The organism is Streptomyces daghestanicus (assembly GCF_020521275.1).
Taxonomy (GTDB): domain Bacteria; phylum Actinomycetota; class Actinomycetes; order Streptomycetales; family Streptomycetaceae; genus Streptomyces; species Streptomyces griseoviridis.
Map to the genome: position 1 here is coordinate 711,331 of NZ_BNDX01000016.1, position 23,553 is coordinate 734,883.

21 protein-coding genes are annotated in these 23,553 nt (G+C 74.7%); 17 read left to right on the top strand and 4 right to left on the bottom strand.

Going from position 1 to position 23,553, the window contains the following annotated elements; genetic code table 11:
• Nucleotides 1–12: 12 nt before the first annotated feature.
• On the bottom strand, nt 13–537 hold the full coding sequence (locus Sdagh_RS29885; protein WP_229879811.1) for a response regulator: 525 nt from the start codon (nt 535–537) through the stop codon (nt 13–15).
• A 213-nt stretch (nt 538–750) separates the two neighbouring features.
• Between Sdagh_RS29885 and Sdagh_RS29890 the strand changes: the two genes are divergently transcribed.
• Both Sdagh_RS29890 and hemW read left to right on the top strand, forming a co-directional pair.
• Nucleotides 751–2,814 carry an ATP-binding SpoIIE family protein phosphatase gene (locus tag Sdagh_RS29890; protein ID WP_190077250.1) on the top strand — a complete coding sequence of 688 codons (2,064 nt, stop codon included), beginning with the start codon at nt 751–753 and terminating at the stop codon, nt 2,812–2,814.
• A gap of 27 nt (nt 2,815–2,841) precedes the next feature.
• Nucleotides 2,842–4,074 (top strand): radical SAM family heme chaperone HemW, encoded by a 1,233-nt coding sequence (hemW, locus tag Sdagh_RS29895; protein ID WP_189412764.1) that lies wholly within the window; start codon nt 2,842–2,844, stop codon nt 4,072–4,074.
• Nucleotides 4,075–4,208: 134 nt separating this feature from the next.
• Here the strand turns inward: hemW and Sdagh_RS29900 are convergent, their stop codons facing one another.
• Both Sdagh_RS29900 and Sdagh_RS29905 read right to left on the bottom strand, forming a co-directional pair.
• A complete protein-coding gene (locus tag Sdagh_RS29900; RefSeq protein WP_189412767.1) occupies nt 4,209–5,021 on the bottom strand; it encodes a DUF3097 domain-containing protein in 813 nt (270 codons plus the stop codon).
• Between the two features lie 34 nt (nt 5,022–5,055).
• Nucleotides 5,056–5,781, bottom strand: a complete 726-nt coding sequence (locus Sdagh_RS29905) for an MBL fold metallo-hydrolase (protein ID WP_190077251.1) — start codon at nt 5,779–5,781, stop codon at nt 5,056–5,058.
• Nucleotides 5,782–5,944: 163 nt separating this feature from the next.
• Here Sdagh_RS29905 and hrcA point away from each other — a divergent pair, with 163 nt between their 5' ends.
• The 9 genes from hrcA to Sdagh_RS29950 all read left to right on the top strand — a co-directional run bounded on the left by hrcA (nt 5,945) and on the right by Sdagh_RS29950 (nt 16,548).
• Nucleotides 5,945–6,961, top strand: a complete 1,017-nt coding sequence (gene hrcA, locus Sdagh_RS29910; RefSeq protein ID WP_189412769.1) for a heat-inducible transcriptional repressor HrcA — start codon at nt 5,945–5,947, stop codon at nt 6,959–6,961.
• A complete protein-coding gene (gene dnaJ / locus Sdagh_RS29915; RefSeq protein ID WP_189412770.1) occupies nt 6,962–8,098 on the top strand; it encodes a molecular chaperone DnaJ in 1,137 nt (378 codons plus the stop codon).
• Nucleotides 8,099–8,279: 181 nt separating this feature from the next.
• Nucleotides 8,280–9,365 (top strand): nitronate monooxygenase, encoded by a 1,086-nt coding sequence (locus Sdagh_RS29920; RefSeq protein ID WP_189412771.1) that lies wholly within the window; start codon nt 8,280–8,282, stop codon nt 9,363–9,365.
• On the top strand, nt 9,362–10,105 hold the full coding sequence (locus tag Sdagh_RS29925) for a 16S rRNA (uracil(1498)-N(3))-methyltransferase (protein WP_189412772.1): 744 nt from the start codon (nt 9,362–9,364) through the stop codon (nt 10,103–10,105). Before Sdagh_RS29920 ends, Sdagh_RS29925 begins: the two co-directional genes overlap by 4 nt.
• Nucleotides 10,106–10,178: 73 nt before the next feature.
• Entirely contained in the window at nt 10,179–10,706 is a 528-nt protein-coding gene (locus tag Sdagh_RS29930) for a hypothetical protein (protein ID WP_189412773.1), read from the top strand.
• 45 nt (nt 10,707–10,751) lie between these two features.
• Nucleotides 10,752–13,952 carry a S41 family peptidase gene (locus Sdagh_RS29935; protein WP_190077252.1) on the top strand — a complete coding sequence of 1,067 codons (3,201 nt, stop codon included), beginning with the start codon at nt 10,752–10,754 and terminating at the stop codon, nt 13,950–13,952.
• Between the two features lie 313 nt (nt 13,953–14,265).
• Nucleotides 14,266–14,619 (top strand): histidine triad nucleotide-binding protein, encoded by a 354-nt coding sequence (locus tag Sdagh_RS29940; protein WP_189412775.1) that lies wholly within the window; start codon nt 14,266–14,268, stop codon nt 14,617–14,619.
• A 10-nt stretch (nt 14,620–14,629) separates the two neighbouring features.
• Nucleotides 14,630–15,535 carry a ribonuclease Z gene (locus tag Sdagh_RS29945; protein WP_189412777.1) on the top strand — a complete coding sequence of 302 codons (906 nt, stop codon included), beginning with the start codon at nt 14,630–14,632 and terminating at the stop codon, nt 15,533–15,535.
• Nucleotides 15,536–15,555: 20 nt separating this feature from the next.
• Complete coding sequence (locus Sdagh_RS29950; protein ID WP_189412779.1) at nt 15,556–16,548, top strand: adenosine deaminase; 993 nt, start codon at nt 15,556–15,558, stop codon at nt 16,546–16,548.
• A gap of 146 nt (nt 16,549–16,694) precedes the next feature.
• Here Sdagh_RS29950 and Sdagh_RS29955 read toward each other — a convergent pair whose 3' ends face one another.
• Nucleotides 16,695–18,002, bottom strand: a complete 1,308-nt coding sequence (locus tag Sdagh_RS29955) for an MFS transporter (RefSeq protein WP_190077253.1) — start codon at nt 18,000–18,002, stop codon at nt 16,695–16,697.
• 434 nt (nt 18,003–18,436) lie between these two features.
• Here Sdagh_RS29955 and Sdagh_RS29960 point away from each other — a divergent pair, with 434 nt between their 5' ends.
• The 6 genes from Sdagh_RS29960 to Sdagh_RS29985 all read left to right on the top strand — a co-directional run bounded on the left by Sdagh_RS29960 (nt 18,437) and on the right by Sdagh_RS29985 (nt 23,474).
• Nucleotides 18,437–19,588, top strand: a complete 1,152-nt coding sequence (locus tag Sdagh_RS29960; protein ID WP_190077254.1) for a carbohydrate kinase family protein — start codon at nt 18,437–18,439, stop codon at nt 19,586–19,588.
• 269 nt (nt 19,589–19,857) lie between these two features.
• Nucleotides 19,858–20,928, top strand: a complete 1,071-nt coding sequence (locus tag Sdagh_RS29965; protein ID WP_189412785.1) for a PhoH family protein — start codon at nt 19,858–19,860, stop codon at nt 20,926–20,928.
• Between the two features lie 12 nt (nt 20,929–20,940).
• Nucleotides 20,941–21,438 carry an rRNA maturation RNase YbeY gene (gene ybeY, locus Sdagh_RS29970; RefSeq protein ID WP_189412787.1) on the top strand — a complete coding sequence of 166 codons (498 nt, stop codon included), beginning with the start codon at nt 20,941–20,943 and terminating at the stop codon, nt 21,436–21,438.
• Nucleotides 21,435–22,730 carry a hemolysin family protein gene (locus Sdagh_RS29975; protein ID WP_190077255.1) on the top strand — a complete coding sequence of 432 codons (1,296 nt, stop codon included), beginning with the start codon at nt 21,435–21,437 and terminating at the stop codon, nt 22,728–22,730. The genes ybeY and Sdagh_RS29975 overlap by 4 nt, the downstream gene beginning before the upstream one ends.
• Complete coding sequence (locus Sdagh_RS29980) at nt 22,727–23,086, top strand: MmcQ/YjbR family DNA-binding protein (protein ID WP_189412791.1); 360 nt, start codon at nt 22,727–22,729, stop codon at nt 23,084–23,086. The genes Sdagh_RS29975 and Sdagh_RS29980 overlap by 4 nt, the downstream gene beginning before the upstream one ends.
• A 34-nt stretch (nt 23,087–23,120) precedes the next feature.
• Nucleotides 23,121–23,474: a cytidine deaminase-like protein gene (locus Sdagh_RS29985; RefSeq protein ID WP_189412793.1), complete on the top strand. Its 354-nt coding sequence runs from the start codon at nt 23,121–23,123 to the stop codon at nt 23,472–23,474.
• Nucleotides 23,475–23,553: the final 79 nt, after the last annotated feature.

A 23,553-nucleotide genomic window follows, 5' to 3' on the forward strand; every position in this document is an offset into this window, starting at 1 on the left:
ACCGCCCCTCCGTCACCGCGCGCGCCCGCCGCGCGCCACCAGGTCCCGCAGCTCCCGCACCTGCCGGCGCAGCGCCGGGACGTCCGGCGGCGCGGTGCCGTCCAGCTGGGCCTCCAGCCCGGCCAGCCACGCCTCGAACGCCTCCCGGACGGCCCGCTCCCGGGCCAGCACCAGCTCCAGCTGCCGGTTCTTGCGGTGCAGGTCGAGGAAGACACCGACCTTCGCGCGCAGCACCCAGGGGTCGAACGGCTTGGCCAGATAGTCGGCGGCACCGGTGGCGTAGCCGCGGAACGCGTACCCGGGATCGTCGTCCGCGCCGGTCAGGAAGATGATCGGGACGTCTTTGGCCCGGTCGAGCCGGCGGATCTCCGCGGCCGTCTCGAAGCCGTCCATGCCCGGCATCCGCACGTCCAGCAGGACCAGGGCGAACCGGCGGCACTGCAGCGCCCGCAGCGCCTCCTCGCCGGACCGCGCCCGCACCAGCGGCTCGTCCAGGGAGCCCAGCACGGCCTCCAGCGCGATCAGGTTGTCCTCCATGTCGTCGACGAGGAGGATGCCGGCGCGCTCGTCCGTCCTCGCCCCGGCGCTCCCGCCCGTAACCCGTCCCGGCCCGTCGGGACGCACACCTGTAGCACGGTTCTCACTCATCGCGGCCCACTTCGGTGACTCGGCGCGTATGGGCGGGGTCAGTCTGTCACTCTGTCGCCATCGACTGCGGCGTATCCGTACGAACTGCCCGGGGAGCTGTGCATGGGGGCCATTCCGACGCAGCGGGAGACCGCCTCCCGCGCCACCGGGGCGTACGCCCGCCCGTCCGATGCGCCCGCCCAGGTCCGCGCGGCCCTGCCCGGCACCTCCGCCGCGCCGGGAGCCGCCCGGCAACTGGTCCGGGCGGCGCTCACCGAGTGGACCGGGGCGGGACTGCCCGGCACCGAGCGCCTCACCGCCCGGCACGCCGACGACGCCCTGCTGGTCGTCAGCGAGCTGGTCACCAACGCCGTCGTGCACGCCGGCACGGACGTCGAGGTGGTCTTCCGGCTGGAGCCCTGGGGCACGCTCGTCGTCGAGGTCGCCGACCGCCATCCCGCGCGCGCTCCCCGCAGGGGCGACACCGAGCCCGCCGGCGACGCCCCCGAGTACGGCCGCGGCCTGCGGCTCGTCGCCACGCTCTGCGACGCCTGGGGGATCACGTACCGCACCGGCACCAAGACGGTCTGGGCCGGCCTGCCCGCCGAGGGGGACGCGGCCGTCGTCGCCGGGCGGATCGAGGCCCACGCCGAGGAGCGCGCCCGGGAAGGGGACCTGCGGGTCACCGGGATCCTGGGCTCGCTGGGCGCGGCGACGGCCGGCCCGGCCCGGACGGCCGGCCCCGACGCGCCACGGGGCCCCTGGGACTGCGCCGCGCAGTGGGCCCGCCCGGGTACGGCGGTGACACCGGCCGGTGCCGCGGACCCGCCCGCCGGTGCCGCGGATGCGGACGGTCCCCGGGACGCCCGGGACCGTCCGTGGCTGGGCCGCGGCGCCCTGTCCTTCCTCGCCGAGGCGTCCGACCTGCTCGCCGGGCAGCTCGACGAGGACATGATCGCCGCCCTCACCGCGCAGCTCGTCGTCCCCCGCCTCGCCGACTGGTGCGCGGTCTGGCTGGAGGACGAGTCCCTGGGCCGCGCCGACCGGGGCGACGGCGCCACCACGGTCGGCGTCCGCCTGGCCCGCGTCTGGCACGGCGACGAGACCCGCGTCGAGGACCTCCGCCGGGCCCTGGAGAAGGACCCGCCGCGCCCGCCCGACCCCTCGCACTCCGGACCGGCCGCCCACCCCTGGCCGGGCGACGCCCTCGGCCCGCGCGGCGCGTGGGGCGCGGCCCTGGCCTACCGGCTCGTCGCGGCCGGCCGGCCGCTGGGCACCCTGGTCATCGGCCGGGCCGGCGCTCCCCGCGTCCCCGACGGGATCACCGGCCTGGTCGAGGACCTCGGCCGCCGTGTCGCCCTCGCCGTCGGCACCGCCCGTCAGTACGCCCGGCAGGCCACCATCAGTGCCGTCCTCCAGCGCGGCCTGCTGCCCGGCGCGGTCGCCGAGATCCCCGGCATGCGCAGCGCCCTCGTCCACGAACCCCGGGACCGGGGCGGACCCAGCGGCGACTTCTACGACCTCTTCCCGGCCGGCGACGGCCGCTGGTGCTTCGCCGTCGGCGACGTCCAGGGCAAGGGCCCGGAGGCCGCCGTCGTCATCGGCCTGGCCCGGCCCTGGCTGCGGCTGCTGGCCCGCGAGGGCTACGGCGTCGCCGACGTCCTGGACCGCCTCAACCAGCTCCTCCTCGACGACGCCACCGAGGTCGCGGACGCCGCCGCCCGCGCCCTGGTCGGCGGCGGCGGCCGGCCCCTGGCCCCCGGCGAGGGGCCGCAGACCCGCTTCCTCTCCCTGCTCTACGGCGAGCTGGCCCCGTTCGACGGCGGGGTGCGCTGCACCCTCGCCTCCGCCGGCCACCCGCTGCCGCTGCTGCTCACCCCCGGCGGAACGGTCCGCGCGGTCGCCCGCCCGCAGACCCTGCTGGGGGTCGTGGAGGACGAGACGTACACCAGCGAGGAGTTCGACCTGCGGCCCGGGGACAGCCTGCTGTGCGTCACGGACGGCGTCACCGAGCGGCGCGACGGCTCCCGCCAGTTCGACGACGACGACGGTCTCGCCGCCGCGCTCGCGGGCTGCGCGGGCCTGGACGCGCGGCGGATCGCCGAGCGCGTCCGACGGCTGGTGCACGCGTTCGGCGACGGCCCGCCGGAGGACGACCTGGCGCTGCTGGTCCTCCAGGCCGAGTAGCGCGCCCGGTGCGGGACAATGGAGCCCATGCCCTCCGCACTCCCCGACGGCGAACCCGTCCCCGCCGACGGCGCGCTGCCCGCCTCCGCGCTCGCCGGGGCCGCGAGCCGCCCCCTCGGCTTCTACCTCCACGTCCCGTACTGCGCGACCCGCTGCGGCTACTGCGACTTCAACACCTACACCGCCACCGAGCTGCGCGGCACCGGCGGCGTCCTCGCCTCCCGCGACAACTACGCCGGCACCCTCACCGACGAGGTCCGCCTCGCCCGGAAGGTCCTCGGCGACGACCCCCGCGAGGTCCGCACGGTCTTCGTCGGCGGCGGCACCCCCACCCTGCTGGCCGCCGGCGACCTCGTGCGGATGCTGTCCGCGATCCGTGACGAGTTCGGTCTCGCGCCGGACGCGGAGATCACCACCGAGGCCAACCCGGAGTCCGTCGACCCGGCCTACCTCGCCACCCTCCGCGAGGGCGGCTTCAACCGGATCTCCTTCGGCATGCAGAGCGCGCGGCAGCACGTGCTCCGGGTCCTCGACCGCGCCCACACCCCGGGCCGCCCCGAGGCCTGCGTCGCCGAGGCCCGCGCCGCCGGCTTCGACCACGTCAACCTCGACCTGATCTACGGCACCCCCGGCGAGTCCGACGACGACTGGCGGGCCTCCCTGGACGCCGCGCTCGGCGCCGGACCCGACCACGTCAGCGCCTACGCCCTGATCGTCGAGGAGGGCACCCGGCTGGCCCGCCGGGTCCGCCGCGGCGAGATCCCCATGACCGACGACGACGTGCACGCCGACCGGTACCTGATCGCCGACGAGACCCTCGCCGCGGCGGGCTTCGACTGGTACGAGGTGTCCAACTGGGCCACCTCCGACGCCGGGCGCTGCCTGCACAACGAGCTGTACTGGCGCGGCGCCGACTGGTGGGGCGCCGGGCCGGGCGCCCACTCCCACGTGGGCGGCGTGCGCTGGTGGAACGTCAAGCACCCCGGCGCGTACGCGGCGGCGCTGGCGCAGGGGCGCTCCCCGGGCGCCGGGCGCGAGGTCCTCACCGACGAGGACCGGCGGGTCGAGCGCGTCCTGCTGGAGCTGCGCCTGCGCGAGGGCGTGCCCCTGTCCCTCCTCCACGAGGCCGGCCTCGCGGCCTCCCGCCGGGCCCTGTCGGACGGACTCCTCCAGCCGGGGCCGTACGAGGAGGGCCGGGCCGTGCTGACCCTGCGGGGCCGGCTGCTGGCGGACGCGGTGGTGCGGGACCTGGTGGACTGACCCCGCTCTGGGGCCTGTCGTTCGGATCAGGTCGCGGGGAATCGGCTGGGCCTTCCTCGCGCCGGCGAGTGACGACAACGCGGCAGGTGCGCGTGCCAGGCCCCGCGTCCGCGGCGTGATCCGAACGACCGGCCCTAGCCGTCGTCCGCGGGTGCCGTCACGAAGTCGATCAGCTCCTCGACCCGGCCCAGCAGCTCCGGCTCCAGGTCCTTGTACGACCGCACCCGCCCCAGGATGTGCTGCCAGGCCGCGCCCGTGTTCTCGGGCCAGCCCAGGGCCCGGCAGACCCCCGTCTTCCAGTCCTGGCCGCGCGGCACCCGGGGCCAGGCGGCGATGCCCACGGAGGCCGGTTTCACCGCCTCCCAGACGTCGATGTACGGGTGGCCGACGACCAGCGCGTGCTCGCTCGTCACCGCCTGGGCGATCCGCCACTCCTTCGACCCCGGCACCAGGTGGTCCACCAGGACGCCGAGCCGGGCGTCGGGACCGGGCGCGAAGGCGGACACGATCGACGGCAGGTCGTCCACGCCCTCCAGGTACTCGACGACCACCCCCTCGATCCGCAGGTCGTCGCCCCACACCTTCTCGACCAGCTCGGCGTCGTGCCGCCCCTCGACGTAGATCCTCCCGGCGCGGGCCACCCGGGCCCGCGCCCCGGGCACGGCCACCGAACCGGACGCCGTACGGGACGGCCGTACCGGACCCGGTGAGGGCTTGACCAGGGTCACCACCCGGCCCTCCAGCAGGAACCCGCGCGGCTCCAGCGGGAAGACGCGGCGCTTGCCGAAGCGGTCCTCCAGCGTCACGGTGCCCGCCTCGCACCCGGTCACCGCGCCGCAGAACCCGGTGCCGGGCTCCTCGACCACGAGGCCGGGATCGGCCGGCACCTCCGGCGCGGGCTGCGGTTTCTTCCACGGGGGAGTGAGATCGGCGGAGTACTGGCGCATTCTGCCGACGATACGAGGAACGTCCCGGACGCGATCAGCGCGACACGCCGAACCGCGCGGCCAGGGCGTCCCGTTGGGCCCGCACGAACGCCGCGTCCACCACCGCCCCGTGCCCCGGCACGTACAGCGCGTCCTCGCCGCCCAGGCGGAGCAGCCGGTCCAGTGCCGCGGGCCACTGCCCCGGCAGCGCGTCGGGGCCCGCCTGCGGCTCGCCGGACTCCTCCACCAGATCCCCGCAGAAGACGACCTCCGGGCTGCCCGGCACCAGCACCGCCAGGTCGTGCGCGGTGTGCCCCGGCCCCACGTCGGCCAGCAGCACCTGCCGGCCGCCGCCCAGGTCGAGGGTCCGCTCCCCGGACACCGGGTGGCGGACGGCGGTGAGCGCGTCCACCGCCTCCTCCGCGCGCCGCCGGTCCAGCCCGTTGGCCACCGCGTCCGCGCGCAGCGCCTCCCGCCCGGCGCCCAGCGCCGTCTCCGCGCCGGCCGCGCCGAACACCTCCGCGTCCGCGAACGCCGCCGCCCCGAAGACGTGGTCGAAGTGCGGATGGGTCAGCGCGAGATGCGTCACACGGTGACCCGCGAGCGCCTGCGCCTCCGCCCGCAGCCGCGCGCCCTCGCCGAGGCTCGACCCCGCGTCGATCAGCAGCGCGGCCCCCGCGCCGACCACCAGGCCGGCCGTGCAGTCCCACACCGGCAGCCGGTGCCGCCCCACCCCGGCCGCCACCCGCTCCCATCCCAGCTCTTCCCAAGTCACGGTCATGGCGGCGACGCTAGCGGTGCGGACCCCTCGGGGACGGCAGCGCGGGCCCGGCCTTGCCGGGGGCGTACCCCACGGCCGTACACTGGGCCGGGGAAGTCTGGCACTCGCAGTGGTTGAGTGCCAGGAGGGAATCCGGGCAGACGGCTTCTGGAGGTGTGCGCGAATGCTCAGTGAACGCAGGCTCCAGGTGCTGCGCGCCATCGTCCAGGACTACGTCGGCACCGAGGAGCCGGTCGGCTCCAAGGCCCTGACCGAGCGGCACGCCCTGGGCGTCTCCCCGGCGACCGTGCGCAACGACATGGCGGCGCTGGAGGAGGAGGGGTTCATCGCCCAGCCGCACACCAGCGCCGGGCGCATCCCGACCGACAAGGGCTACCGGCTGTTCGTCGACAAGCTCGCCGGGGTCAAGCCGATGACCGGCCCCGAGCGGCGCGCGATCCAGAACTTCCTGGAGGGCGCCGTCGACCTCGACGACGTCGTGGCCCGCACGGTGCGGCTGCTGGCGCAGCTCACCCGGCAGGTCGCCGTGGTGCAGTACCCGTCGCTGACCCGCTCGACCGTGCGCCACGTGGAGCTGCTCTCCCTGGCGCCGGCCCGCCTGATGCTCGTGCTGATCACGGACACCGGGCGGGTGGAGCAGCGGATGGTGGACTGCCCGGCGCCGTTCGGCGAGACCGCGGTGGCGGATCTGCGGGCGCGGCTCAACAGCCGGGTCGCGGGCCGCCGGTTCACGGACGTGCCCACGCTCGTGGAGGACCTCCCGGACGCCTTCGAGGCGGAGGACCGCGGTACGGTCTCGACGGTGCTCTCCACCCTGCTGGAGACCCTGGTCGAGGAGAACGAGGAGCGGCTGATGATCGGCGGCACCGCCAATCTGACCCGCTTCGGCCATGACTTCCCCCTCACGATCCGGCCGGTGCTGGAGGCGCTGGAGGAGCAGGTGGTGCTCCTGAAGCTGCTCGGCGAGGCGAAGGATGCGGGCGTGACCGTGCGAATCGGTCATGAGAACGCCCATGAAGGACTCAACTCCACGTCCGTCGTGTCGGTGGGCTACGGTTCGGGCGGCGAGGCGGTTGCCAAGCTCGGCGTGGTCGGACCGACCCGCATGGACTACCCGGGAACGATGGGAGCGGTACGCGCAGTGGCACGGTACGTCGGACAGATCCTGGCGGAGTCATAGGTGGCCACGGACTACTACGCCGTGCTCGGCGTGCGCCGCGACGCTTCTCAGGACGAGATCAAGAAGGCGTTCCGGAGGCTCGCCCGCGAGCTGCATCCGGACGTCAACCCCGATCCGAAGACCCAGGAGCGGTTCAAGGAGATCAACGCCGCCTACGAGGTGCTGTCGGACCCGCAGAAGAAGCAGGTCTACGACCTCGGCGGCGATCCCTTGTCGCAGAGCGGCGGCGCGGGCGCCGGCGGCTTCGGCGCGGGCGGCTTCGGGAACTTCTCGGACATCATGGACGCCTTCTTCGGCACGGCGTCGCAGCGCGGACCGCGCTCGCGCACCCGCCGCGGCCAGGACGCCATGATCCGCATCGAGGTCGAGCTGGACGAGGCGGCCTTCGGCACGACCAAGGACATCCAGGTCGACACGGCCGTCGTCTGCAACACCTGCAACGGCGAGGGGGCCGCGCCCGGCACGTCGGCGCAGACCTGCGACATGTGCCGCGGCCGCGGTGAGGTGTCGCAGGTCACCCGGTCCTTCCTGGGCCAGGTCATGACCTCCCGGCCCTGCCCCCAGTGCCAGGGCTTCGGCACGGTGGTGCCGACGCCGTGCCCGGAGTGCGCCGGTGACGGCCGCATCCGCTCGCGGCGCACCCTGACGGTGAAGATCCCGGCCGGCGTCGACAACGGCACCCGCATCCAGCTCGCCGGCGAGGGCGAGGTCGGCCCCGGCGGCGGCCCGGCCGGCGACCTGTACGTCGAGATCCACGAGCTGCCGCACTCCCAGTTCCAGCGCCGGGGCGACGACCTGCACTGCACGGTCACCCTGCCGATGACGGCGGCGGCCCTCGGCACCAAGGTGCCGCTGGAGACGCTGGACGGCCTGGAGGAGGTCGACATCCGGCCGGGCACCCAGTCCGGCCAGTCGATCCCGCTGCACGGCCGGGGCGTCACCCACCTGCGCGGCGGCGGCCGGGGCGACCTCATCGTCCACGTCGAGGTGCAGACCCCGTCCAAGCTCGACCCCGACCAGGAGCGCGTGCTGCGCGAACTGGCCAAGCTGCGCGGCGAGGAGCGGCCCCAGGGCCAGTTCCAGCCGGGGCAGCAGGGCCTGTTCTCCCGGCTGAAGGACGCCTTCAACGGCCGCTGAGGCCACCGGCGTCCGGCCGGGGCGGGCGCTCCGCCGCGGCCGGGGGCACGCCCCGGCCGACGGGCCCGTCGCCGCAGGTCGGACGAGGCGGCCGGCGGGCGCCGGGCCCGGGCGCGCGCGGGTGCGGAGCCGCCGGGCGGGCGGATTCGGCGCTGTCCGGGGGACGTGGCACGATGCGGTCATGTCCTCCGCGCTGACCGATCTCTTCCCGTACCCGATCGTGCAGGCCCCCATGGCGGGCGGCGTCTCCGTGCCCCGCCTCGCCGCCGCCGTCTGCGAGGCGGGCGGGCTCGGGTTCCTGGCCGCCGGGTACAAGACGCCCGACGGGATGTACCAGGAGATCAAGCAGCTGCGGAGCCTGACCGGCCGCCCGTTCGGGGTGAACCTCTTCCTGCCGCAGCCGGAGACCGCCGACCCCGCCGCCGTCGGTGTCTACGCCCACCAGCTGGCCGGCGAGGCCGCCTGGTACGAGACGGAACTGGGCGATCCGGACAGCGGCCGGGACGACGGCTACGAGACCAAGCTCGCCGTCCTCCTCGACAACCCCGTACCTGTGGTGTCGTTCCACTTCGGCGTCCCCGCCCGCGAGGTGGTCGACGCCCTGCACCGCGTCGGCACCTTCGTCCTGGTCACCGCCACCACCGCCGAGGAGGCGCGGGCCGTCGAGGAGTGCGGCGCCGACGCGGTGATCGCGCAGGGCGTGGAGGCCGGCGGCCACCAGGGCACCCACCGGGACCTGCCGGAGGCGGACGGCGCCGGGACGGGACTGCTGTCCCTGCTCGCCCAGGTCCGCGAGGCGGTGGGCCTGCCGGTGATCGCCGCCGGCGGCCTGATGAACGGCGGCCAGGTCGCCGCGGTCCTCGCGGCCGGCGCGGGCGCGGCCCAGCTCGGCACCGCCTTCCTCGCCACCCCCGAGTCCGGCGCGCACGCCCTGCACAAGGCGGCGCTGACCAACCCGCTCTTCGTCCGTACGGCGCTGACCCGGGCCTTCTCCGGGCGGCCCGCCCGCGGCCTGGTCAACCGCTTCCTGCGCGAGCACGGCCCGTACGCCCCCGCCGCCTACCCGGACGTCCACCACCTCACCGCGCCGCTGCGCAAGGCCGCGGCCCAGGCGGGTGACGCGCAGGGCCTGGCCCTGTGGGCGGGGCAGGGCCACCGGCTCGCCCGCGACCTGCCCGCCGGACGGCTGGTGGAGGTGCTGGTGGCCGAACTCGCCGCCGCCGGCGCCGCGTTGTCGCGGTACGCGACGGGAGGTGCGGGCCGATGACCGCGCCGGTGTTCGTGGTCGACTCCCTCGACGTCCTGCCCGGCGGGGAGTGTGTCGTGGACGGCCCCGAGGGACGGCACGCCGTCTCCGTCAAGCGGCTGCGCCCCGGCGAGGACGTCGTCCTCACCGACGGGCGCGGACACTGGGCGGACGGCGTCGTCAAGGCCGCCGAGGGCAAGGACCGGCTGGTCGTCACGGGCCTGGAGAGCGTCCACGAGGAGCCCGCGCCCGCGCCCCGGATCACCGTCGTCCAGGCCCTCCCCAAGGGCGACCGCGGCGAACTCGCCGTGGAGACGATGACCGAGGTCGGCGTCGACGCGATCGTGCCGTGGGCCGCGTCCCGCTGCATCACCCAGTGGAAGGGCGACCGCGGCCTGAAGGCCCTCGCCAAGTGGCGGGCCACCGCCCGGGAGGCCGGCAAGCAGTCCCGCCGGGTCCGGTTCCCCGAGGTCGCGGACGCGGCCACGACCCAGCGGGTCGCCGCGCTGCTGGCCGGCGCGGGCTTCGCCGCCGTGCTCCACGAGAGCGGCGACCTCCCGCTGGCCACCGCCGACCTCCCCGCCGAGGGCGAGATCGTCCTGGTCGTCGGCCCCGAGGGCGGCGTCTCCCCGGAGGAGCTGGCCCTCTTCACCCGGGCGGGCGCCCGGCCGTACGTCCTCGGCCCGACCGTGCTGCGCACCTCGACCGCCGGCACGGCCGCCGCCGCCCTGCTGCTGGGCCGCACGGGGCGCTGGGGCTGACCCCGCCGGGGTGGTGCGGAGTGGCCGTATGCGCCCTACCGCCCCGCCCCGGTTCGGTGGCACGCTGACCGGCATGGGGGCAACGAGGCGTATCCGGCAGGGGCGGCGCGGAGTGCTGGCCGCCGGACTGGTCGTGGTGGCCGCCGGCTCCGTCGTGGCCTGCGATCCCACCGCGGGGCTCAACTCCGCGACGGTGGCGTACACCACCGACCAGGTGGTCACCCGCGAACTGGAGCGGCGGGACACCGGAGTGCGGTGGATGACCTGCAACGCGTCCTACGACGAGGGCGCCAGCCCCTCGGCGGGGGAGCGGACCGTCGCGCGGGTCGACTGCGAGGGGCAGACCGACGACGGCGAGGACATCACCGTCGACGGCCACGTCACCCGCGTCGTCGAGGGCGCCTGCGTCCGCGGGGAGCTCACCGCGAAGGTGGACGGCAGGCAGCGGTTCCGGGTCAGCGGGCTGGGGAACTGCGACGCCACCCCCACCCCGCCCGTGAGCGACCCGAGCCGGACCGGACCCCGGCCCACCGTCACCGTGACCGTCACCAGGACCGTCTACTGCCAGGGCCGCCCCGACTGCTGGCCCGAGGGCAAGTGATCCAAACCCCTGTCCGGTGCCGCCGCCGCTGCTTAGGGTGAGGGGGTGACTCAGTCCGCAGCCCCTGCCTACCTCCGGTTCCCGCACCCGCACGGCGAGTTGACCGCCTTCACCGCCGAGGACGACGTGTGGCTCGCGCCCCTCGACGGGGGACGGGCCTGGCGGGTCAGCGCCGACAACACCCCCGTCACCCAGCCGCGTATCTCGCCCGACGGCACCACCGTCGCCTGGACCTCCACCCGGGACGGCGCCCCCGAGGTGCACGTCGCGCCCGTCGACGGCGGCCCGTCCCGGCGCCTGACGTACTGGGGGAGCCTCAGGACACAGGTCCGCGGCTGGCTCCCGGACGGCCGGGTGCTGGCCATCAGCGCCTACGGCCAGGCCAGCCTCCGCCGCACCTGGGCCCGCGCGATCCCGCTGGACGGCGGCCCGGCCGAGACCCTGCCCTACGGCCCGGTCGGCGACGTCGCGCTCGGCCCGCACACCGTGCTGCTCTCCGCCCCGATGGGCCGCGAGGCCGCCTGGTGGAAGCGGTACCGCGGCGGCACGGCCGGCAAGCTGTGGACCGACCGGGACGGCGACGGCGAGTTCGTCCGGCTGCACCAGGACCTCGACGGCAACATCGAGTACCCGTTCTGGGTCGGCGACCGGATCGCGTTCCTCTCCGACCACGAGGGCACCGGCGCGGTGTACTCCTCCCTCGCCGACGGCACCGACCTGCGCCGCCACACGCCCCTCGGGGGCTTCTACGCCCGGCACGCCGCCACCGACGGCACCCGCGTCGTCTACTCCAGCGCCGGTGAGCTGTGGGCGCTGGACGACCTGGACGGCGCCGAACCCCGCCGCCTCGACATCCGGCTCGGCGGCTCCCGCGCCGACCTCCAGCCCTACCCGGTCAACGCCGCCCGCTGGTTCGGCTCCGCCTCCCCCGACCACACCGGCCGGGGCAGCGCCGTCGCCGTGCGCGGCGGCGTGCACTGGGTCACCCACCGCTCCGGACCCGCCCGCGCGCTGGCCGCCACCCCCGGCGTCCGCGCCCGGCTGCCGCGCGCCTTCCGCGCCGACGGCGAGCAGTGGGTGGTGTGGGTGACCGACGCCGAGGGCGAGGACGCCCTGGAGTTCGCGCCCGCCACCGGCCTGCTCCCCGGCGCCACCCCGCGCCGCCTCGCCGCCGGGCGGCTCGGCCGGGTCCTGGGCCTCGCGATGGCCCCCGACGGCAGCAAGGCCGCCGTCGCCTCCCACGACGGCCGCGTCCTGCTCGTGGAGCGCGCCACCGGCGAGGTCCGCGAGGTCGACCGCAGCGAGGACGGCGACGCCTCCGGCCTGGTCTTCTCCCCCGACTCCGGCTGGCTGGCCTGGTCCCACCCCGGCCCCCGCCCGCTGTCCCAGCTCAGACTCGCCAACACCACCGACCTCACCGTCACCGAGGCGACCCCGCTGCGCTTCCAGGACTACGCCCCCGCCTTCACCCTCGACGGCAAGCACCTGGCGTTCCTCTCCACCCGCTCCTTCGACCCCGTCTACGACGAGCACGTCTTCGACCTGGGCTTCGTCGAGGGCACCCGGCCGCACCTGATCACGCTGGCCGCGACCACCCCCTCGCCGTTCGGTCCGCAGCGCCACGGCCGCCCCTTCGACTCCTCCGACAAGGAGGGCACCCCGGACAGCGAGGGCGCCCCCACCACCCGCGTCGACCTCGAAGGACTCGCCGACCGGATCGTGCCCTTCCCGGTCGAGGCCGCCCGCTACTCCGGGCTGCGCGCCGCCAAGGACGGCGTGCTGTGGCTGCGCCACCCCGTCACCGGCGTCCTCGGCGCCTCCCGGGCCACCCCCGACGACTCCGACCCGGGCCCCCGGCTGGAGCGCTACGACCTCGCCCAGCAGCGCGTCGAGCACCTCGCTCCGGACGCCGACCGGTTCACCGTCAGCGGCGACGGCAAACGCGTCCTGCTGTGGACCGACGGCCGCCTCAAGGTCGTCCCCAGCGACCGCCGCGCCTCGAACGACGACGACAGCGACACCAACATCACCGTCGACCTCTCCCGCGTCCTGCAGACCGTCGACCCGGCGGCCGAGTGGCGGCAGATGTACGAGGAGACCGGCCGGGTCATGCGGGACCACTTCTGGCGGCCCGACATGAACGGTGTCGACTGGGACGGCGTGCTCGACCGCTACCGGCCCGTCCTTGACCGCGTCGCCACCCACGACGACCTGGTCGACCTCCTCTGGGAGGTGCAGGGCGAACTGGGCACCTCGCACGCCTACGTCGTCCCGCCCGGCGGCCACGGCCACGGCGCCCGGCAGGGCCTGCTCGGCGCCGACCTGTCCCGGCACGAGGACGGCTCCTGGCGCGTCGACCGGGTGCTGCCCTCGGAGACCTCCGACCCGCTCGCCCGCTCCCCGCTCGCCGCCCCCGGCGTCGCCGTCCGCGCCGGGGACGCGGTCGTCGCGGTCGCCGGCCGCCCCGTCGACCCGGTGGCCGGACCCGGCCCGCTCCTCGTCGGCACCGCCGGCAAACCGGTCGAGCTGACCGTCCTGCCCGCCGGCGGCGGCGAGGCCCGGCACGTGGTCGTCGTCCCCGTCGCCGACGAGGAGCCGCTGCGCTACCACGCCTGGGTCGCCGACCGCCGGGCCCGCGTCCACGAGCTGTCCGGCGGCCGGCTCGGCTACCTCCACGTCCCCGACATGCAGGCCCCCGGCTGGGCGCAGATCCACCGGGACCTCGCCGTCGAGGTCGCTCGGGAGGGCCTGGTCGTCGACGTCCGCGAGAACCGCGGCGGGCACACCTCCCAACTCGTCGTGGAGAAACTGGCCCGCCGGATCGTCGGCTGGGGCGTGCCGCGCGGCATGCGGCCGTACAGCTACCCGCAGGACGCCCCGCGCGGCCCGGTCGTCGCCGTCGCCAACGAGTTCTCCGGCTCCGACGGCGACATCGTCAACGCCGCGTTCAGGGCCCTCGGCCTCGGCCCCGTCGTCGGCACCCGCACCTGGGGCGGCGTCATCGGCATCGACAGCCGCTACCGCCTGGTCGACGGCACCCTGGTCACGCAGCCGAAGTACGCCTTCTGGCTGGAGGGCTACGAGTGGGGCGTGGAGAACCACGGCGTCGACCCGGACGTGGAGGTCGAGCAGCGCCCCCAGGACCACGCGGCGGGCCGCGACCCCCAGCTGGAGGAGGCGGTACGCGTCGCCCTTGAGGCGCTGGAGGCCGTACCCGCGAAAACGCCGCCGGGATCGCCCACCTAGTCTCTCCCGGTCGAGTTCGCCCAGGGACCTCTTGGACTCCTCGGCGCGGTGCCGGGAGCCCGGTCACCTTGCCGGTGGCCATTTCCAGCGTGGTGGTCCCGGCACGCACGTGGTCATGGGTGATCCGCTGCGGGACGCCGGACACCGTCGGCGGCACCGGCTGCTGAACGGAGTTCCTGGCGCAGAGGACCAGGGGCGCGAGGCCGTGTCCATGTGCGGCTCCGCCGGGTGGGCGCGACCGGCCACAACGGACTCGCGCTCGGCGACGATACGCTTACGACCACCACCTGACGCGCCGGAAGGAGACCCGCACATGCCAGGGGACCCCCAGGAAGACTGCCTCTTCTGCAAGATCGTCGCCGGCCGGATCCCGGCCACGGTCGTCCGCGAGACGGAGACCACCGTCGCCTTCCGCGACATCAACCCCCAGGCCCCGACCCACGTCCTGGTCATCCCCAAGGCCCACTACAAGGACGCCGCCGCCCTCGCCGCCGGCGCCCCGGAGCTGGCCGCGGACGTACTCCGCGAGACCCAGGCCGTCGCCGACGAGGAGAAGCTCGACAGCTACCGCATCGTCTTCAACACCGGCCCCGGCGCCGGCCAGACCGTCTGGCACACCCACGCCCACGTCCTCGGTGGCCGCGGCCTCCAGTGGCCCCCCGGATAACCCGCGGCCGATGTCCGTACGTGAACTGGTGATCCTCGGCACCGCCAGCCAGGTCCCCACCCGCCACCGCAACCACAACGGCTACCTGCTCCGCTGGGACGGCGAGGGCATCCTGTTCGACCCCGGCGAGGGCACGCAGCGCCAGATGCTCCGCGCCGGGGTCGCCGCGCACGACCTGAACCGGATCTGCGTCACCCATTTCCACGGGGACCACAGCCTGGGCCTGGCCGGCGTCATCCAGCGGATCAACCTCGACCGCGTCCCGCACGAGGTCACCGCCCACTACCCTCGCTCCGGGCAGCGCTTCTTCGACCGCCTCCGGTACGCCACCGCCTACCGCGAGACGGTCACCCTCACCGAGGCCCCGGTCGACACCGACGGCGCCCTCGCCCGCACCCCCGGCTACACCCTCGACGCCCGCCGCCTCTCCCACCCCGTCGAGTCCTACGGCTACCGCCTCACCGAACCCGACGGCCGCCGCATGCTGCCCGACCGGCTCGCCGCGCACGGCATCAAGGGCCCCGACGTCGGCCGCATCCAGCGCGAGGGCGTGCTGAACGGCGTCCCGCTGGACGAGGTCAGCGAGGTCCGCCGCGGCCAGCGGTTCGCGTTCGTCATGGACACCCGGCTCTGTGACGGGGTGCACGCGCTCGCCGAGGGCTGCGACCTGCTCGTCATCGAGTCGACCTTCCTGGACGAGGACGAGGCCCTCGCCGTCGAGCACGGCCACCTCACCGCCGGCCAGGCGGCCCGCGCGGCCCGCGACGCCGGCGTCCGCCACCTCGTCCTCACCCACTTCAGCCAGCGCTACTCCGAACCCGAGGAATTCGAACGGCAGGCGCGGGCCGCCGGTTACGAGGGCGAGCTGACCGTGGCCCGCGACCTGCTCCGGGTACCGGTTCCGAAACGTCGGTGATGTCCCCGTACCATGCACTGATGCCCCTGCCCAAAGCTGAACTCCACCTGCACATCGAAGGCACCCTGGAGCCGGAGCTGGCCTTCGAGCTGGCCGCCCGCAACGGGGTCGCGCTGCGCTACCCGGACACCGAGGCCCTGCGCCAGGCGTACCGCTTCGCCGACCTCCAGTCCTTCCTGAACCTGTACTACGAGCTGATGGCGGTCCTGCGCACCGAGCGCGACTTCGAGGACCTCGCCAACGCCTACCTCGCCCGCGCCGCCGCGCAGGGCGTCCGGCACGCGGAGATCTTCTTCGACCCGCAGGCGCACATCGCCCGGGGCGTCAGCATGGGCACGGTCGTCGAGGGGCTGTGGCGGGCGCTGGAGAAGAGCCGGCAGAACCACGGCGTCTCCACCCGGCTGATCCTCTGCTTCCTGCGCGACGAGTCCGCCGACTCGGCGCTGACCACGCTGGAGGCGGCCCGGCCCCACCTGGACCGGATCACCGGGATCGGCCTGGACTCCGCCGAGGCCGGGCACCCGCCGGCCAAGTTCCGCGAGGTGTACCGCGCCGCCGCCGACCTCGGCCTGCACCGGGTCGCGCACGCCGGTGAGGAGGGCCCGCCCGCGTACATCACCGAGGCCCTGGACGTCCTCGGCGTCGAGCGGATCGATCACGGCCTGCGCTGCGCGGAGGACCCGGCCCTGGTGGAGCGCCTGGTGCGGGACCGCGTACCGCTCACCCTCTGCCCGCTCTCCAACGTCCGGCTGCGCGCCGTGGACTCTCTCGCCGACCACCCGCTGCCCGCCCTGCTCGACGCGGGCCTCATGTGCACGGTCAACTCCGACGACCCGGCCTACTTCGGCGGCTACGCGGGCGACAATTTCGACGCCGTACGGGACACCCTCGGCCTCGGCGAGGACCGGCTGCGGGAGCTGGCCCGCAACTCCTTCCTCGCCTCCTTCCTGGAGGACGACGAGGAGCTGCGGGCCGCGTACCTCGCCGAGGTGGAGGCGTACGTCTTCCCCTAGGCCTGTCGTTCGGATCACGCCGCGGACGCGGGGCCTGGTGCGCGCACCTGCCGCGTTGCACGCACCAGGCCCCGCTCACCAGGGAGAGGAAGACGCAGCCGATTCCCCGCGACCTGATCCGAACGACAGGCCCCAGAGGCGCCCGCTCAGAGCGCCCCGGGCGCCGTGCCGTAGGCGTCCTGGTCGGGTACGGCGGGGGCCTCCACGGCGATCTCCACGACCGGCTGCTCGTGGGCGCCGACCTCCGGGACCGCGCCACTGGGCGTGCCCGTCTGCGCGGCGACCACGGCCGCCGCGTGCCCGCCCCGGCGGCGGACCGCGCCCGGCAGCAGCGGACGCCCGCCGGTGTGCACGGCGACGGCCGTCATCGGCGCCGCCACCAGCAGCAGCCCCGCGCCGAGCACCAGGCCCATGCCGCCGAACCCGGCCTGTGCGGAGAGCACGCTGCCGGTCAGTGGCCCGGCCGCCGTCCCCAGCGAGGACGCCGAGCCGACCAGCACCGCCCACCGGCCGCGCGGGTCGAGCGAGGCGGCGAGACCGATCAGGTACGACAGGACCACCGGGTACAGCGCGTTCCAGGCGATCTCCCCGGCGGTGAAGGAGGCGGGGCCGGTCGCGGACGCGGTCAGCGCGATGCACCCGGCGATCAGCACGGTCCCGGCGCCGACCGGCACCGCCCGTCCCAGCCGGGCCCCGAGCGCCCCGGCGGCGAGCACCCCGACCAGGCCGGCGCCGAGCGCGGCCGCGAGCACCGCGCCGAGCGCGGTCTCGCCGAGCCCCGCCTGCTCCAGGCCGATCCGGCCGCTGACGCCCCACAGGGAGTTCTGCGCGAGCGACCAGCAGACCATCGCGGCGGCCAGCACCAGCCCGGAGCGACGGTGCGGGGCCGGCGCCCGGTCATGACCGGCCGTCACGTCCCTGGTCGGGCCGGGCAGCCGGCCGGTCAGCGGCCACACGGCGAGCGCGGTCAGTGCGATCGCGGCCAGCGGCAGCCCGTGCCCGGACCCCAGGTGCGGCACGGTCAGATAGACGGCGGCGGCCAGCGCCGACACGGACAACAGCCCGAGCGTCGAGGCCCGGTGAGGGTCACGTTCGGCGGCGATCCGGGTGGCGGCGACCGTCGTCGCCGTACCCGAGCCGAAGCCGCCGACGACCGCGCCGGCCACCACGGCGGGGACGGAACCGGTGAGGGCGGCGGTGCCGTAGCCGAGGACCGCGAGCGCGAGGCCCAGCCGGGCCAGGCCCCGGGCGCCGACGCGTTCGACGCGGGAGGCGAGCAGGAAGCCGGCGGTCGCGGAGCTGAGCAGCAGCGCGCTGCCGACCGCGCCCGCCTGCGTGGCGGTCAGCGGCAGTCCGGAGTCGAGCCGGCCGACGGTGGTGGGCAGCAGGTACGGGGCGAGGTACCCGGCCGTGAACAGGGCGACGAGGGGCCAGGGGGTGGTGCGGGCGAACACGGGCGTTCCCAGGGCGTGCGAAAGGAAGCGGGCAGAAAGGCGTCAAGAAGACGACAAGAAGGCGTCAGAACGACAAGAAAGGGGGGCAGCGGCCGTCGACGGACGGTGACGTGCGGCCAATTTGTATCAAGCGTGAGGAGCCTCCAGCCAAGGCGGGGGATGTGTTGTGGATCACTATCCGGTTTGGCTGCTCGGTTACCGGGTAAAAGTGTGCGCCCGCGCATGCGAGGAGCGTGCGTTCGCGCAGGCCGGGAAGGGGAGTTCCACCGGCCGTTCGGCCGACCCCGGCCCGCCGCCCCGGCACCGTGAACGCCCCCGCTCCCCGCCCGCCAGGCCCGCCGCCCGCGCGCGGTGGACGGGCTGTCGGTGCGGTGGTGCACACTGGCCAGCATTCGCAGAATGTCGTGATCCGCACCACGTCAGGGAGCACCACCGTGACCGCGTCCTTCGCGTCTTCCGGGACGGACCCTTCCGAGGAGCCTTTGGGAAAGGGACACCACCGCCACCCCGGGGCCGACCCCCTGGCCGCCCTGCGCGCCCCCGGCGACCCGCCCGTGGACGTCTACCTCACCGGCACCGTCTTCCTCGACATCGTCTTCACCGGCCTCGACTCCGCCCCGGTGCGCGGCACCGAGTCCTGGGCGCGCGGCATGGGATCGAGCCCCGGCGGCGTCGCCAACATGGCCACCGCCCTCGCCCGCCTCGGTCTGCGCACCTCACTCGCCGCCGCCTTCGGCGACGACCACTACGGCGACTACTGCTGGGACGCCCTCGAACAGGGCGAGGGCATCGACCTGACCCCCTCCCGCACCGTGCCCGGCTGGCACTCGCCGGTCACCGTCTCCATGGCCTACGAGGGCGAACGCACCATGGTCTCGCACGGCCACGAGGCCCCCGCCGGGCAGCGGCCCGCCCCCGGCTGCCCGCCGCACGCCCGCGCCGCCGTCGCCTCCCTCACCCCCGGCGTGAGCGCCCCCTGGATCGCCCGCGCCGCCGCGCACGGCACCCGGGTCTTCGCCGACGTCGGCTGGGACGACACCGGCGCCTGGGACCTGGCCGCCCTGCCCGACCTCGCGCACTGCGAGGCGTTCCTGCCCAACGCGCAGGAGGCGATGCGCTACACCCGCACCGACTGCCCGCGCGCCGCCGCCCACGCCCTGACCGAGCACGTGCCGCTCGCCGTGGTCACCCTCGGCGCGGACGGCGCCTACGCCGTGGACCGGCGCACCGGGGAGACCGCCGAGGTCCCCGCCATCGCCGTGGAGGCCCTGGACCCGACCGGCGCCGGGGACGTCTTCGTCGCCGGGTTCGTCACCGGCACCCTGGCCGGCTGGCCGCTGGCCGACCGGCTGGCCTTCGCCGGGCTGACCGCCGCGCTCTCCGTGCAGGAGTTCGGCGGCTCGCTCTCCGCGCCCGGCTGGTCCGAGGTGGCGGCCTGGTGGCGCGAGGTCCAGTCCCTCGACGACCAGGACCCGGCCGCCCTCACCAGGTACGCCTTCCTGGCCGGCCTGGTGCCCGGCGACGCGGCCCGCCCCTGGCCGCTGCGCCGCGCGGTCCCGACGATCGGCTTCCGCACACCGCAGTGACCGGCGCGCCACGGCTGCCGCGCCCGACGACGGCGGTCCGCGCAGGACGGCGGTCCGCGCAGGACGGCGGTCCGCGCAGGACGGCGGTCCGCGCAGGACGGCGATCCGCGACGGCGGTGATCGGCCACGGCGGCGAGGTGATCGGCCACGGCGGCGATGCGAAAACTCTTACGGCGTTGTCGGCGCGCCGTCGTACCCTGGAACACGCGAGGCCGCTCCCGACAGGGCGGCCGTGACGAGGAGGAACCGCAGGCCTTCAGCGCCGGCCCATGACTCAGACACCCACAGCTCACACCCCCGCGCAGGGACAGGCACGGGCACGGTTCACCGTCCCCGCCCAGCACCCCATGGTGACCGTCCTGGGGTCGGGCGACTCCCTGCTGCGCGTGATCGAGAGGGCCTTCCCGGCGGCCGACATCCACGTCCGGGGCAATGAGATCAGCGCGACGGGCGACCCGGCGGACGTCGGGCTCATCCAGCGCGTGTTCGACGAGATGATGCTGGTGCTCCGCACCGGACAGCCGATGACGGAGGACGCAGTGGAACGCTCGATCGCCATGCTCAAGGCGAGCGAGAACGGGGAGAGCGACGGCCAGGAGACCCCGGCCGAGGTGCTCACGCAGAACATCCTGTCCTCGCGTGGCCGCACCATCCGTCCCAAGACGCTCAACCAGAAGCGGTACGTCGACGCCATCGACCGGCACACCATCGTCTTCGGCATCGGCCCCGCCGGCACCGGCAAGACCTACCTGGCCATGGCCAAGGCCGTCCAGGCCCTCCAGTCCAAGCAGGTCAACCGCATCATCCTGACCCGCCCCGCGGTCGAGGCCGGCGAGCGCCTGGGCTTCCTGCCCGGCACCCTCTACGAGAAGATCGACCCCTACCTGCGCCCGCTCTACGACGCCCTGCACGACATGATCGACCCGGACTCGATCCCCCGGCTCATGGCGGCCGGCACGATCGAGGTGGCGCCGCTGGCGTACATGCGCGGCCGTACGCTCAATGACGCCTTCATCATCCTGGACGAGGCGCAGAACACCAGCCCCGAGCAGATGAAGATGTTCCTCACCCGGCTCGGCTTCGACTCCAAGATCGTGATCACGGGTGACGTCACCCAGGTCGACCTGCCCGGCGGCACCAAGTCCGGGCTGCGGCAGGTGCAGGACATCCTGGACGGCGTGGACGACGTGCACTTCTCCCGGCTCTCCTCCCAGGACGTCGTACGGCACCGGCTGGTGGGCCGTATCGTCGACGCCTACGAGAAGTACGACAGCGACCACGGCACCGAGAACGGCACGCACAAGCCGCGCGCCGGCGCCAAGGGCACCAAGGGGAAGTAGACCAGCACGACCATGTCGATCGACGTCAACAACGAGTCCGGAACCGAGGTCGACGAGCAGGCGATCCTCGACATCGCCCGCTACGCGCTCGCGCGGATGCGCATCCACCCGCTCTCCGAGCTCTCGGTGATCGTCGTGGACGCCGACGCCATGGAGCAGCTGCACATCCAGTGGATGGACCTTCCCGGCCCCACCGATGTCATGTCGTTCCCCATGGACGAGCTGCGTCCGCCGTCCAAGGACGACGACGAGCCGCCGCAGGGCCTCCTCGGTGACATCGTGCTCTGCCCCGAGGTCGCCGAGAAGCAGGGCAAGGAGGCCGAGACCGGGCACACCATGGACGAGGAGCTGCAACTGCTCACCGTCCACGGTGTGCTGCACCTGCTCGGCTACGACCACGAGGAACCGGACGAGAAGGCCGAGATGTTCGGCCTCCAGGCGGCCATCGTGGACGGCTGGCGCGCGGAGAAGGGCCTGACCGGCCCGTCCCCGGCCCCGACCGTCTCATGAGCTTCCCCCTCGTCGCCGGCGCGGTCGCCCTGGTCGTCGTCGCCTGGCTCGCCGCCAGCGCGGAGGCCGGACTGGCCCGCGTCTCCAGCTTCCGTGCCGAGGAGGCCGTACGCTCCGGGCGGCGCGGCAGCGCGGGGCTCGCCCAGGTCGCCGCCGACCCGACGCGCTACCTCAACGTGGCGCTGCTGGTGCGCGTCGCCTGCGAGATGGCCGCCGCCGCGCTGATCACCTACGGCTGCCTCAACGAGTTCAGCAACACCACCGAGGCGCTGCTCATCGCCATCGCCGTCATGGTGCTGGTCTCGTACGTCGCCGTCGGGGTCTCCCCGCGCACCATCGGCCGCCAGCACCCGCTGAACATGGCGACGGCGGCGGCGTACGTCCTGGTGCCGCTGGCCCGGATCATGGGCCCGATCCCGTCGCTGCTGATCCTCATCGGCAACGCGCTCACCCCCGGCAAGGGCTTCCGGCGCGGCCCGTTCGCCTCCGAGGCCGAGCTGCGCGCGCTGGTCGACCTCGCGGAGAAGGAGTCGCTGATCGAGGCCGAGGAGCGCCGCATGGTGCACTCGGTCTTCGAGCTGGGCGACACCCTCGTCCGGGAGGTCATGGTCCCGCGCACCGACCTCGTCGTCATCGAGCGGTACAAGACCATCCGCCAGGCGCTCACCCTCGCCCTGCGCTCCGGTTTCTCCCGCATACCGGTGACCGGCGACAGCGAGGACGACATCGTCGGCATCGTGTACCTGAAGGACCTGGCCCGCAAGACGCACATCAGCCGGGACGCGGAGAGCGAGCTGGTGTCGTCGGCGATGCGCCCGGCGTACTTCGTGCCCGACACCAAGAACGCCGGTGACCTGCTGCGGGACATGCAGAAGGACCGCAACCACGTCGCCGTCGTCATCGACGAGTACGGCGGTACCGCCGGCATCGTCACCATCGAGGACATCCTGGAGGAGATCGTCGGCGAGATCACCGACGAGTACGACCGCGAACTCCCGCCGGTCCAGGAACTCGGCGCGGACCGCTACCGGGTCACCGCCCGACTCGACATCGGCGACCTGGGCGAGCTGTACGGCCTGGAGGCATTCGACGACGAGGACGTGGAAACCGTCGGCGGCCTGCTGGCCAAGGCCCTCGGCCGGGTCCCGATCGCCGGTGCCTCCGCCGTGGTCGACCTGCCCGACGGCCGTGCGCTGCGGCTGACCGCGGAGGCCGCCGCCGGGCGTCGCAACAAGATCGTGACGGTGCTCGCGGAGCCCACCGAGGACCCCGGGGAGAAGGAGCCGGAGTGAACCCGCGGGAACTGCGGGCGTTCTGCCTTGCCTTCGACGAGGCCGTGGAGGACTTCCCGTTCGGCCCGGAGTTCTCCGTCTTCAAGGTGCTGGGCAAGATGTTCGCGCTGACGGCCCTGGACGCGCGTCCGCTCACCGTCAACCTCAAGTGCGACCCCGACGACGCGGTCCGCCTGCGCGCCGGGCACCCGGACCTGATCGTCCCCGGCTGGCACATGAACAAGCGGCACTGGAACACGGTGACGGCCGACGGCGGCCTTCCCGACCGCCTGGTCCGCGAGTTGGTCGAGGACTCCTACGACCTGGTCGTCGCCGGTCTGCCGCGCGCCGAGCGGCTCCGCCTGGACCGCCCCTGAACGGCGGCCGGGCGGGCTTTCGTATGCTCGGCTCATGACCGACACCGGCGCCCTCGCCCCCGAGGACAAGAAGATCGTCACCCTGGCCCGTTCCGCGCGGGCCCGCAACCAGGTGCCCGAGGGCGCCGCCGTGCGGGACGAGACCGGCCGCACGTATGTCGCCGGGACCGTCGCCCTGGAGTCCCTGCGGCTCAGCGCGCTGCGCACGGCGGTGGCGATGGCGGTGGCCTCCGGCGCGACCTCGCTGGAGGCGGCGGCCGTGGTGACCGGCGCGGACTCCGTCTCCGACGAGGACCGGGCGGCCGTACGGGACCTGGGCGGCCCCGGGACGCCGGTGCTGCTGGCCGGTCCCGACGGCGAGGTCCGGGAGACCGTCACCGCCGGGTGAGGCGGGGGGCTTCCCGGTCCGTGTGCGGGGTCCGCGGCCCAGCGGCTGGCGGGACGCGGATGCGCCTGTCGGGGACACG